This window comes from Alteromonas sp. ABH4_456, from assembly GCF_056160645.1.
Map to the genome: position 1 here is coordinate 38,960 of NZ_JBSWXO010000012.1, position 12,295 is coordinate 51,254.

The following is a 12,295-nucleotide window of genomic DNA, read 5'->3' on the forward strand; positions in this document are numbered from 1 at the left end:
ATGTTTTGCGTTTAAACCCGCTTTATGATCAATGAGGTATTAATACCACCGAAAGCGAGGTTGTTACTCATGAAGCAATCGGTTTTGATTTCGCGGCATTCCTGACGAATGTAATCCAGCGGCGCACACTCTGGATCAACGTTATCCAGATTCAATGTGGGTGCAAACCAGTTTTCTTTCATCATATTAATGGTTGCCCACACTTCAAATGAGCCGCAAGCACCCAGGGTGTGGCCGGTATAGCTTTTCAGCGAACTAATGGGCTTGGCGCCCACAACCTGAAAGGTGGCGTGGCTTTCAACAATATCACCGTGCTGCGTTGCCGTGCCATGCGCCGAGACATAACCAATGTCATCAGCGGTTACACCGGCATCTTTCATGGCTGAGGCCATGACACGTTGCACCGTTTCCGGATTAGGTTTAACCAGATAAGCGCCGTCGGTATTGGTGGCGTATCCGGTGACTTCTGCCAGAATATTCGCACCACGGGCTTTAGCATGTTCGTAGGATTCAAGAATAAGCGTACACGCCCCCTCACCCAGTACCAGACCATCACGATCGCGATCGTAAGGCCGGGGCGTGGCTTCCGGGGTATCATTTTTGGTGCTGGCAGCGAACAGTGTGTCAAATACCGCTGCCTGGGAAGGACACAATTCCTCTGCGCCACCGGCAATCATCACATCCTGCTGACCAAACTTAATGGCTTCATACGCATAGCCAATCGCCTGGCTGCCCGCCGTGCAGGCACTCGATGTAGTGTACATGCGGCCCTGGGTACCGAAATATACACTGATGTTCACAGCCGCAGTGTGGTTCATCATGCGCAGATAGGTGCTGCTGTTAATGCGGGAAGTCGAAAAGTTCTCCAGCATAGGCGCAAACTCCAGTGCTGCTTCACTGCTGCCTGTGGCAGAACCGTAAGCCACACCTGTCGCAGAAGAGCGAATCACCGGATCATCTGTCAGGCCGGCATCAGCCAGCGCACGCTCTGTGGCCAGCACACCCATTTGGGCAACACGGCCCATACTGCGTTTTTTCTTTTTGGTATAGTGGGCAGGCAAAGCAAAGTCATGGACGGGGGCCGCCAGATAAGTGCCAAGTCCGTCATACTTTTTCCAATCTTCCATGTAGCATACCGCTGACTTCATCGACTGAAGCGAAGATTTTACCTGCGACCAGTCATCACCCAGTGCAGACACTACACCGGCTCCGGTAATCACAACCCGTCTGTCATTTTTGTTATTCAAACTACATCCTTTTCTTAAACAGGCCGGCGAAATACCGACAAACTCGCCGTAGCCAGGCACTGCATTTCGCTACCGTCTTGCGGCTCATTTTCAATGAAGCAATCGAACGTTGCAAGCCCGTCGCCCACCAGCGCTTTTTCTTCACAGCGCACCGTGTACTTACCCGGCGCGAAGTAATCGCAATGGGTTTTAAATGAGCGCGTTCCAAGCAGAAACCCCAGGTGCGGTGTAACTTTCCCCAGCGCGAGCTGATGACCGGCAATGAGTGCGGCAGTCTGGCCCATGTATTCCAGACCAATCCAGGCAGGGACGCCTTTACCGGCTTCAAAAAACGGGCTTTCTTCATCGACGTAGGTACGCGATACCGATGAGGTTTCAGTGACATCCAGTACTTCGTTAATCAGTAACATGGGCGGACGGTGAGGAATTAACTCAAACAACCGGCTGTCGAAACGGGTTTCCTGCGACATTACTTCCCTTCCCCTTTGGTGCCCGCTGTTAAAGACGTGGTGTCGCCGGGCTGCCAGAAATCATAAAAATTAAACCATTGATACGGTGCGTTCAGGCTATGCTCTTCCAGTTTCGAGGCAAACTGTTGCGCATAATTCTGTAAGTCCTGCTGGCGGGTCTTGCGGTTGATTTGCAATTTGTCACACAACGGCGCCACATCAAACAACACCTTGTTGTCTGACGCTTCACAGCGATAAGCAAACATCAGCTTAACCGGACACGCCAGCGCTTTTGCCAGCATGTAGGGACCGATGGGCAGTGGCGCATGTTTACCCAGAAGCTGAACATCAACGGTGCGTTCCAGACCACTTAAGGGAACGCGGTCACCGGCAATGAACACCCACTCGCCGGCATCAATTTTTTCCTTCAGCATCATGATGGTGGTGACATCAAACTCATCAACCTGAAAGACATTAAGACGGGATTCGTTATTTTCGTCCTGCATCATTTTAACGAAGTTGCCGGCGTGCTTGTCGTAAACCAGTATGTTGATAACCTTGCTGCGGTAACGGTGCATAAAGCCACGGCAAAATTCCAGATTACCGAAATGAGAGCCTATAATAAGCTGCCCTCTGTCATCGTTGTGCAGTGCTTCAATATTCTCCGGCGAGCTGAGTACGAAATCTTTTTCTGAGATTTCATCCAGCCAGCCCAGCATCTTATCCAGAATCACTTCAGCAAAGGTTTTGAAATGCAGCAGCACATGACGGTAACCCGGCTTACTTTGCCAGATCTCTGGCTTAAACCGGTAATGAGCGGTCAGGTATTGCAGCGATGCCTCACGCTGCTCTTTGCGGCACAGCACAAAATACAGCGCCACCGGATACATGATGACCGAAAACACTTTGCGGCCGCACAGCCGGTAAATAAAAAACACCAGTCGCATGGCTGCCATCGTGCCGGCTTCACGGGTTTGCGACCAGTGCGCCTGCTGTTCTGAAGTTTTATCTGACGTAGTCATCGCTTCCTCTTTACTTCCCCAACAAGGCACGAACGCGGGTGACTATCAGTTTTGGCAAGCGAATAAGCATGCCAAACATCAACCGTACATGCAGCCGGATCAGCATGAGGTTATCTTTCAGATAATGAAAATGGGATACGGTGTTTTCGTGATAAATCACCTTGGTAGGAATGAAGTGCAAGTCGATGCCTGCCCAGACCGCTTTCACCAGCAGTTCCGGGTCGAAATCCATGCGCGGGCCAAGGTAGTAGTTATCGAATACCCGCTCGATTTGTTTGATGGGATACACCCTAAAGCCGCACAGGCCGTCTCTAATTTGCAAAGACAGGGTTTCCAGCGCTACCCAGAAATCGGTAATTTTGCGGCCGTATTTTCTGGCGAACGGCGCAGTTTCATCAAAATAAGGCTGACCGGAGATAAAGGAATCCGGGTGTGAGCGACTGTAATCCAAGAGTTTTTGCGCGTCATCGATGTTGTGCTGGCCGTCGGCATCCAGTTGCAATACGTGGCTAAAGCCCATGGCACTGGCGTGATAACAGCCGGTGATCACCGAAGCACCTTTACCACGGTTCGTCTGGTGTCTGACAAGACGAAAATCCGGGTAAGGTTTAAGTAGTGCTTCTACCTTCGCCACGCTTTCTTCACCACTGCCATCATCTACCACAATGCAGGGTAAATTCAGTGATGCCAGCGCCGGCAGAAACTTTTCAAACAGCACTTCGTGTTTGTAATGAGGAACAATAATGCAATATTTCATGATGCGGAAAACTTAAAACTGCCCGTGGAAAATGAGTCCGTTTCGTTAGAGAAGTGAAACGAAACACTGCCTTTGGCTGCATTGTGATTGAGCGTGAGCTGCATCTGTGCACCCGGCATGACCATGGTTTTGAATTTGATGTTGGTGAGTTGATGAAAACGGCTATCGCTGATAAACAACGCTTTTGCCAGCTTTCCCGCCCAGTCTATCTGCACCACACCGGGCAGCACTTTATGATCAGGAAAGTGACCGTCAAACCAGGCAAGATCTTCGCTTACCTTAAGCGTGATCTCAGCAGACGCTTCATCCATTTTTACAGCCGTAATATCCGGCCCTTCCTGCGCGTTAAACAGTGCTTTCAACGCATGTATATCAGTCATCAACAATCTTATGCTTCTTTTTGTAGTGGCGCCGGAAGAGTAATTCAGCAACCACAAATACGGCAAAAATCAGGTAGGACAGTAAACCGTTGTAGAGTGTCCATACAGCTAAACTGCTGAACCAGACTGTCCAGGCTGCCACCGCTGCATTGAGTAACAGCAACAGCCCCCACGCCAGGCTCAGCGCCCTGAGATATCCTTTCGCCTGTGCCGGCGGATTGTGTCCACCAGCCCGGGCGAAGCGTTCTATCAGGGTGTGCTCATCAAGCAACGAGATCAGGAACAGCAGTCCCATTCCGGCGCTCATGATCACAGGGTAACATTTCAGCAGTATTTCACTGTTCAGAAATATAACCCCGGCGCAATATAACGCAATCACGGCAGTCATCAACCAGTCACTGGTTTTACGACCCCTTCCTGCAACCACCAACCTGAAAATAGCCACTAACAGTAACACCGCACCGAACCAGCGGGGGTCTATCGTGTCGATGTTGAGCCACACCACAAACGGGTAAACCACAGACACAAGAACAAAGAGCAGCGGAATTAAATCCTTCGGGCCTCGCTGCCGCGGTGATGCACTCACGCCAGCACGCTTTGCCTGTAATTTCCCAGCACCGCACGTTCTTCATCATCAATCTGCGTGGTCGCTTCGTCGCTCAGCATATCTTCAAAGTACGGGACAATTTTCTGCATAATGGCAATGTTCTTCTCCAGTGCCATTTCCACATCAATATCCGGATTTTTCAGTACGTCATTAAGCTCGCCCAGACACGGCACCAGGAACTGATCCATAAAGCTGCCTCTGGCGGGTAAAACCAAACGCCTCTGTGCTCTTTCAGCCAGCAACATCTGCATTTTCTTATTCAGCTTCTGGGTTTTCAGCAGGTTCGGGGTAATTTTACGCATGGTGTCTAAGTCGCCGATAGCGTCGGTGAAAAACAGCAAGGCAAACACACCCCAGTAGTAGGTGTAATCCCATACCAGCTTAATCGACATCATCTTACGATCGCCAAAACCGCCATACTGACCTTTGTAAATTGACAGGGTGTTCTCAAAGAACGAGTCGTAAAATTTGTGGAACAAGGCCGCTTCAAAACAAATGTCCTGTCCTTTCCTGTCACGCTCGATAAGATGGGTAACAAAGGTATTATTCAGCGCGATGAAATCGCTGCCCGGTGAATAGAAAGGGTCAGCAAAGGCGCCGGCTTCACCCGTCATGGCCCAGCCAGAGTCTGAGAACATTTGCTTGCAGCCGTAGGAATAGCCTTGCATGACTTTAAAGTCGAGCAGTTCCGCCCCTTCAATGGCCTCTGCGCAAAGTGGATGTTCTTGTTGTAGCCACGCCATGGTGTCTTCAAAGGTGCTGATTTTGCTGTCGGCCAGCGCTTTATCGTCCATGACGATACCAAAGCTGGTGGCGCCGGACGCAAGAGGAATAATCCACACCCAGTAACCCGGGCCCATCAGATGATTGGTGCTTAACCAACGTTTACCCGGTTCGAGGACACGATTTTGCCAGGCTTCATTATCAGACCATTCATCGATAATGACCCGCTTATTGATCCGGAAGAAAACCGCATTGCCCTGATGACCGGTTTCAGTCTGCAAGTTCAGCTTATTTCGTAGCAACGCCTGACGGCCCGCTGCGTCGATTAACCAACGCCCCTGAACGGTAATCGTGTCGTCGCCGCGACGGCAAACCACAGTATGATTTTTATCGCCCAGTTCAATGTCTTGAGGTACTGCGCCATCGAGAAATACCACGCCTTTTTCTTTCAGCATGGTGTAGAGGTAGTTTTCCAGCGTGCCACGTTCAATTTGGTAAGCCGGAATGCCGAAAAGCTCGCTGACGCCCAGTTCATCATAATCGCTGTAGTCGTTTTGCACTCTGCCGAAGAACAGCCTGAGGCCGTACTTACGCAGATGCTTTTCCTTGAAATGGTCTTTCAGGCCAAGTACATCTGTAAAGTAGTGCGCACCAATTTCAACTGTAGACTCCCCCACTTTTGCCGTGGTGTCGTGTACCGGAAAGGTGTTTTTCTCAATTATGGTTATGGCGTAAGTGTCGTCGCGGTTAAGCAGTTGCAGCGCCAGGCTCATGCCTGCCAGCCCGCCACCGGCGATGATAATATCCGTATTCATCTGATCCATCATTTACCCTTCACAAGCTAAAGTGAGACTGGTTCCGCTGCTTAGCGGAATCGTGATCTGCCCGTCAGGTTGATTCAACAGCTCAGCAACACACAATACCTTTGCCGCAGGGTTTTGGGTGTACATCTCTGTGAGATACGTACTGCCGGCATTGAGTTTTGGCCAGCTTGCATCTTCCTGCTGATTTACCATTGCTGTGAGCACCTGGCCCTCCACATCGGCGTCGTGCGGATAAATCACCAATGAAAACGCAAAGGTTTCCTGATTAGGCAACACGGGTGTCAGAATATCTGCCACCGGCGCATCATAAAACGTGAGCAGCATAGGCACGTTTTCAGTTTCGCACTGAATAATCGCCTCAAGAATGGTTAACGACACCGACTCTTCATATCCGGCAACAGAATTGGCCGCGCTCATGGTGCCCGTACTGATGGTCCAGTAGCCGGCCGGCGCGTTGTGTACCGAGTTATGGAATTTGGTAGGCGAAAGCTCTTTATGTTCAGACGCCAGCGTCTTGCACATGTAGTCGGTCAGGTCGGTATCGCCCAGACCAGAAACAAACACGCAAGTAAGGATGTTGGGCTCAACACCGGCATCTTGCGTCGCCTGCCATGAACTCTCAACCGCCAACTTAACCGGCAACGGGGCACGGCGTCTTTCATTGGCGGGAATAATACCGGGTTTCGGGCTTTTCAGCTTTGCTTCTGGTAAGTCTGCGCCACCAAGCAGCGCTTGAAGTGCAGACCAGTTTTCAAAGTAGCTGCCCCAGGCTCCGGTGCCTGCAATTTTACATTTCAGTGCTTTTGTCTGCATATTACTCTGCCCTGCTAAACAAAAGTGTACAGTTGTTACCACCGAAGCCGAATGAATTGGTCATCACGTGCTGACACACTTTCTCTTCGTCTGTGGCTTTAATGGAGAAATCCAGAGCATCATCCAGCGTTTCCAGGTTCTTTGAGCCCGGGATTACGTTGGTGTGCAAGGTGTCCATGGCAATAATGGCTTCTGTAATACCGGCTGCGCCCAGGGTATGTCCCATCCAGGCTTTGGTCGATGAACAACGTACAGACGCAGGGAACAATTCGGAAATCAGCTTTCCTTCAATTAAATCGTTAGCCCGGCTGGACGTGCCGTGAAGGTTAATATAATCCACCGACTCAGGAGACAATGCAGCCCGTTTCAGCGCCTGTGTCATCGACAATCTGGCGCCCAGTCCTTCCGGATGCGGGTGCGACATATGGTGTGCATCTGAGCTTTCACCGTAACCGGCCAGTGTAATGCCTTTGCCGTTGTCATTTTCACCCGCGCGCTGGAGTACGGCAAAACCGGATGCTTCACCCAGGTTAATCCCGTCCCGATGCTGATCGAAAGGCTTACACGGGTTCGGCGACAGTAACTGCAGCGAATTAAAACCGTGCAGCACACTCAGACACAGCGTATCCACGCCGCCTACCAGCACCGCATCGACAATGCCGGTTTCCAGCCATCGAGCGCCGGTGGCAAACACTTTGGCGGAAGAAGAGCACGCTGTATTGATTGTGAGTGACGGGCCTTTGATGCCGGAAAGATATGCGGCAAATAAAGCAGGTGCATGAGGATTATGCACAAACGGCTGTTTGAAAGCTTCGGTTAACCCATTGTACCTGTTGAGTTTGGTGTAGGCCTCTTCAGTACGGTCGATACTGGACGTACTTGAGCCCATGACCAAACCAATTCGGGCAGCGCCGTATTTGTTGATTAACGCTGAAACCGTATGGCGAATCGTGCCCTGTTCATAACCTAATGCAGCAAGGGCATTGTTCCGGCTTTGCCATTGACCGAGGTCATCCACCCCGTTGATTTGCTCAACGACGCCAATCCAGGTGCCTAAATCTGAACCCGGCAGGTTGTTCTTAATCAGGCCGCTTTTATGCTGTTTGAGCGAAGTCCGTAAGGCGCTGAGATTAACCCCGGCCGCCGAACAGGATTCGTAATCGATGATATCTATTTTCATGTCGTCAAAGATAACCCTCAAACCGCTTTATTTACCGCAAATCAGAGGGTACCCGCCCGATTTTATTTATTCTTTTCAACAAATGCGGTTAAGCTTCGTAAGGTCTCGAACGCTTCGCGTGTACCTTCGTCTTCAGCTTTAATTTGCACGCCGTATTCTTTTGATATCGCTAATGAAATTTCCAGCGCATCAATAGAATCGAGTCCCAGACCGTCACCGAATAATTGATCTTCCGGATCAATTTCTTCCGCTTCCATGTCTTCAAGGTTGAGTGCTTCAACCAAAAGCTGAGCCATTTTTAATTCGGATTCTGTTTGTGTAGCCATAGTTGATACTGTCCTTACTATGTACGCTTCTCTCTGAAAGGGCGCTAGTTTAAACTAATGTTACAATAAAAACTATTTCTGCAAAACGGCATGTTTTCCGATTTTACCCCTTCAAAACCGGCAAAATTCATCAGTGATCAGGAGGTACACCTCTGGCTCGTTGATGTTGCTGATACACATGAAAAAAATGTTATGTCTCAGTTGCAGTCGTATTTGTCTGAAGATGAAAAGCTGCGTATGGCAGGTTTTCGCAAGCGGGAAAGCCTGCACCGCTTTCTGGCTGCACGCGGGACGCTCAGGCTCATTCTGGCCGGATTACAGAAAGCCGGCGATCCGGCTGACATGCAATTCAGTGTCAACGACCACGGTAAACCATTTCTCACAGTAAACCCGGAAGATCTGCACTTTAATCTGTCCCATTCCGGTGACATGATTTTAATTGCCGTTACCCGTGGACGTGAGTGCGGCGTCGACATTGAACGGATGGACAGCGCCCGCAATTTTAATGAACTGGCGGCTTTTTACTTTCATTCGTCAGAGCGTGATGTACTTTTAGCGGCAAAAGGCGATACAGACACCATGCATCGCTTTTATACACTCTGGTCTTTAAAGGAAGCTTTCATCAAAGCGGAGGGTAAAGGAATGGCCATTGCCGGAGACAGCTTTTACTTTTCCGGTATTGATTCTTTGCAGCCTGAGGTAGTTACAACAGCGGGTTCTCAGACCAGCGGCCGGCACTGGCTATTCAGTTGTGAGTTTTACAGGCAGGATTACAGCATGGCCCTTGCCGTTGAAAAAATAAATGAAAGGGATATCACGGTTAAACGGCAACGCCTGGTCTTCGATTGATTTGGCAGCCAGTGATTATCCCGTGCCACGGCGGTAAAATTGCGTTAACGTAGCGCCGGCGTAAAGAAAAACACTGTTGATAAAGGAGTTCGCAGTGCAGCATATTAAACAGGCTCTGAAAGCGGCTTTCAAAAAAGCCGACAAGCCTCTGTTGGACCGGTGTATTACGGATCAGCGTTCACCCGGTTTGCCAGACATCCGTCGCACTCAGCATTTTCCTGCCAGGCGCGTCATCCGTGCATCCCGGGCTTTTAACCGCCTTCATCACTGGCAACACGACACCCTGCATCCCTGCTTTCCTCTCTTTATGGGGTTGTCACTGCACATCGATGTACTTACCACTAACGCATCGCCTTTTCCGCTGATGGGGCTGGTGCATACAGAAAATACCATCAATCAACTGTTACCACTGAATGCAGAAAACATGGAGATTACATGTCATTTCAGTGATGTACGTCTTCATCCGAGGGGCATTGCCGTTGACGTGATGCTGACAGTGAGCCAGCAGGATATTGTGCGTCAGCAAATTACCAGTACGTATTTATACCGGGGCGCTTCCGGCGTGCTGAAACAGGCCGGGGAAAGTGACGGCGCAGATGTCTCCGGGTCTGAAAAAACCTTTGCAGTCACTTCTGTAATGAACTTTGACGCCGCTGCAGGACGCCGGTACGCCCGTATCAGCGGCGACTATAACCCTATTCATCTTTACCGCTGGTGTGCCAGGCTGTTTGGCTTCAAACACGCCATTGCCCATGGCACTCATGTACTTGCACGATGCATCTCGACGCTGAGCGATGCGACAGTCACAGGACAGCATGCTTTTTCTGTTACCAATGCGTTCAGGTATCCCGTGCCGTTGCCGTCTGAAATGCGGCTTAACAGCAACGGGGAAGAAAGTATCGAAGGCAGTAAAGTGTCTGAAGTGTCTTTCGAACTGCGTGACAAGCAGGCAGTCCGCAGGAAGCAGGTAGTGCTGTGCGGACGCATCGGCGCACCGTTACAACACATACCGGCTAATCCGTGAAACTAACTGGCCTGCGCCAGCTTTTTAAGTAGTAAGGTTTTGAGTTCGTCTGCCGGCAGGGCTTTACTGTAATAATAGCCCTGATATTCCTGCCCGTTCAGTGAACGGATAAATTCCAGCTGTTCTTCGGTTTCAATCCCTTCGGTGGTCACTTTAAGGTTCAGTATTTTTGCCAGCGCAATGACCGATTTCACAATAGCCGCATCCTGATCATTAAATACCGCTTCTGACATAAAGCTCTTATCAATCTTCAGGCGGTCGATAGGGAACCGGCGTAGCTGGGCCAGATTGGAATAACCTGTTCCGAAATCGTCAATGGATAATGACACCCCGGCATCCCGTAAGGCCGACATAACGCCCTGCGCATATTTGGGATCCTTCACCAGCGTGCTCTCCGTCAGCTCAAGTTCAAGACGGTTCGCAGCCAGACCAGTTTCCTCTAAAATTAATTTTACTGATTCCACAAATCCTCTGTGACTCAATTGCAGCGCTGAAATATTCACTGCAATAGGCAGCGCCACACCAAACTCCTTTTCCCAGTTTGCTGAAAACTGACACGCTTTTCTGAGCACCCACTCACCCAATGGCAAAATGAGATTCGAATCTTCAGCAAACGGAATCAGTTCATCCGGCGTAACCGTTCCCAGTACGTCATCCTGCCAGCGGACCAGAGCTTCCACACCGGTGACTTTGCCTGAGCTCACCTCCACTTTAGGCTGGTACGCCAGACTCAGGCCGTCGTTTAATAGAGCCAGTCTGAGACGTTCATCCATTTTGCTCCGGCGCTCTGTACCGCTGGTCATATTTTCCTGATAAAACACATAATTGTTTCTGCCGGACTTTTTCGCCGCATACATGGCAGCATCGGCGTAAATCATCAGTTCATGCTTCTGCGCAGCGTGATCAGGATACATGCTCACGCCCACACTGCTGGATACGTGAACCAGCATGTCTTCAATCTGAAAGGGTTGCTGCAGAGACTCAACAATGCGAAACGCCAGACTATCCGACACTTTACGGGACGGATTGCCCTGGATGAGCACCATAAATTCATCGCCACCAACCCTGGCAACCAGGTCCGTTTCCCTGACCGCTGCCCGTAATCTGTCTGCCGATTGCCTGATCAATAAGTCACCCACATGATGGCCCAGCGAGTCATTCACATTCTTGAAATGGTCCAGGTCGACGAAAAACACACTGAAGGAATCACTCCCCTGTTGCAGTAATTCCTCGATTTTTTCTTCGAAGTGCAACCGGTTAGGGAGCGTAGTCAGCGAATCACGGTAGACCATGCTTTTCAGTTCACGGTTTGCATCACTCAGCGACGCCGCCAGTTGAGCGTTTTTCGATGTCAGGTGAGTATCGTAGATAGACAGCACCAGAGCACTCAGCATAATGCTCACCGATACCGAGGCCACTGACACCGCCAGTCTGCCGGGAGACAAGCCATCCACCGGCATCATATGCATGCCTTCAGGATAAATGGTTGCCGCCATACCGGTGTAGTGCATACCGGCAATCCCCACAGCCATCACCATACCGGCAGCTACCCGAAACCAGAAGGAAGGACGTTGATTAGCGACCGGGTTCAGGCTGAACACTAACCATAGCGCAGCAGCAGACGCGCCTACAGCTATCAGCACCGAGCAGGCAAAAATAAGCGGGTCATAACTCAGTTCACCGTGCATTTGCATGGCTTCCATTCCCACATAATGCATGATGCACACGCCGGCTCCCATCAGCAGAGCACCAACCGCCAGCCGTCCGGCTGTCGGACTACCGTTACGAACCACCGCCAGCGCCAGGCCGGAAGTGAGAATGGCTGCCAGAAAAGATACCAGGGTCAGAGGAATGTCGTACATCACCCGGGTGGACATATCCATTGCCAGCATGCCGATAAAATGCATGGACCAGATCCCGACGCCCATAGAAAACGCACCACCGGTCAGCCATAAATGTGAGGCGATGCCTTTGGTCGCACGCAGGCGTCCCGCCATATCCAGTGCAGTCAGGGAAGCAATGAATGCGACACCAAGTGAGAGCGCAACAAGTCCGGGGTGATATTGTGCATCCATGTTCGTTCCTTTTTTATAA

General features: G+C 50.5%; 13 protein-coding genes. 2 read left to right on the forward strand and 11 right to left on the reverse strand.

All coding sequences use genetic code 11. The annotated features are described in order from the left end of the window. Positions 1-11 precede the first annotated feature (11 nt). The 10 genes from ACXAG2_RS16815 to ACXAG2_RS16860 all read right to left on the reverse strand — a co-directional run bounded on the left by ACXAG2_RS16815 (position 12) and on the right by ACXAG2_RS16860 (position 8,328). A complete protein-coding gene (locus ACXAG2_RS16815) occupies positions 12-1,247 on the reverse strand; it encodes a beta-ketoacyl-ACP synthase (RefSeq protein WP_474868870.1) in 1,236 nt (411 codons plus the stop codon). A gap of 14 nt (positions 1,248-1,261) precedes the next feature. Continuing rightward, complete coding sequence (locus tag ACXAG2_RS16820) at positions 1,262-1,717, reverse strand: hotdog family protein (protein ID WP_474868873.1); 456 nt, start codon at positions 1,715-1,717, stop codon at positions 1,262-1,264. Further along, on the reverse strand, positions 1,717-2,718 hold the full coding sequence (locus ACXAG2_RS16825) for an LpxL/LpxP family acyltransferase (RefSeq protein ID WP_474868876.1): 1,002 nt from the start codon (positions 2,716-2,718) through the stop codon (positions 1,717-1,719). Before ACXAG2_RS16825 ends, ACXAG2_RS16820 begins: the two co-directional genes overlap by 1 nt. A 10-nt stretch (positions 2,719-2,728) precedes the next feature. Continuing rightward, the gene (locus ACXAG2_RS16830) at positions 2,729-3,475 is read right to left on the reverse strand and encodes a glycosyltransferase family 2 protein (protein WP_474868878.1); all 747 of its coding nucleotides are present in this window, start codon (positions 3,473-3,475) and stop codon (positions 2,729-2,731) included. Further along, a complete protein-coding gene (locus ACXAG2_RS16835; protein WP_474868881.1) occupies positions 3,472-3,855 on the reverse strand; it encodes an ApeI family dehydratase in 384 nt (127 codons plus the stop codon). The genes ACXAG2_RS16830 and ACXAG2_RS16835 overlap by 4 nt, the downstream gene beginning before the upstream one ends. Next, positions 3,848-4,441 (reverse strand): COG4648 family protein, encoded by a 594-nt coding sequence (locus ACXAG2_RS16840; protein WP_474868884.1) that lies wholly within the window; start codon positions 4,439-4,441, stop codon positions 3,848-3,850. Before ACXAG2_RS16840 ends, ACXAG2_RS16835 begins: the two co-directional genes overlap by 8 nt. Further along, positions 4,438-6,000, reverse strand: coding sequence for an NAD(P)/FAD-dependent oxidoreductase (locus tag ACXAG2_RS16845; protein WP_474868887.1), 1,563 nt, complete (start codon positions 5,998-6,000; stop codon positions 4,438-4,440). Before ACXAG2_RS16845 ends, ACXAG2_RS16840 begins: the two co-directional genes overlap by 4 nt. Positions 6,001-6,012: 12 nt before the next feature. Next, entirely contained in the window at positions 6,013-6,822 is an 810-nt protein-coding gene (locus ACXAG2_RS16850) for a beta-ketoacyl synthase chain length factor (RefSeq protein ID WP_474868889.1), read from the reverse strand. 1 nt (position 6,823) lies between these two features. Further along, the gene (locus ACXAG2_RS16855) at positions 6,824-8,002 is read right to left on the reverse strand and encodes a beta-ketoacyl-ACP synthase (protein WP_474868891.1); all 1,179 of its coding nucleotides are present in this window, start codon (positions 8,000-8,002) and stop codon (positions 6,824-6,826) included. A gap of 62 nt (positions 8,003-8,064) precedes the next feature. Continuing rightward, the gene (locus ACXAG2_RS16860; RefSeq protein WP_119502389.1) at positions 8,065-8,328 is read right to left on the reverse strand and encodes a phosphopantetheine-binding protein; all 264 of its coding nucleotides are present in this window, start codon (positions 8,326-8,328) and stop codon (positions 8,065-8,067) included. Between the two features lie 192 nt (positions 8,329-8,520). Here ACXAG2_RS16860 and ACXAG2_RS16865 point away from each other — a divergent pair, with 192 nt between their 5' ends. Then, positions 8,521-9,177 (forward strand): 4'-phosphopantetheinyl transferase family protein, encoded by a 657-nt coding sequence (locus tag ACXAG2_RS16865; RefSeq protein WP_474868894.1) that lies wholly within the window; start codon positions 8,521-8,523, stop codon positions 9,175-9,177. 94 nt (positions 9,178-9,271) lie between these two features. Beyond that, complete coding sequence (locus ACXAG2_RS16870; RefSeq protein WP_474868897.1) at positions 9,272-10,201, forward strand: MaoC family dehydratase; 930 nt, start codon at positions 9,272-9,274, stop codon at positions 10,199-10,201. A 2-nt stretch (positions 10,202-10,203) separates the two neighbouring features. Here the strand turns inward: ACXAG2_RS16870 and ACXAG2_RS16875 are convergent, their stop codons facing one another. Further along, complete coding sequence (locus ACXAG2_RS16875; protein ID WP_474868899.1) at positions 10,204-12,276, reverse strand: putative bifunctional diguanylate cyclase/phosphodiesterase; 2,073 nt, start codon at positions 12,274-12,276, stop codon at positions 10,204-10,206. Between the last annotated feature and the right edge of the window lie 19 nt (positions 12,277-12,295).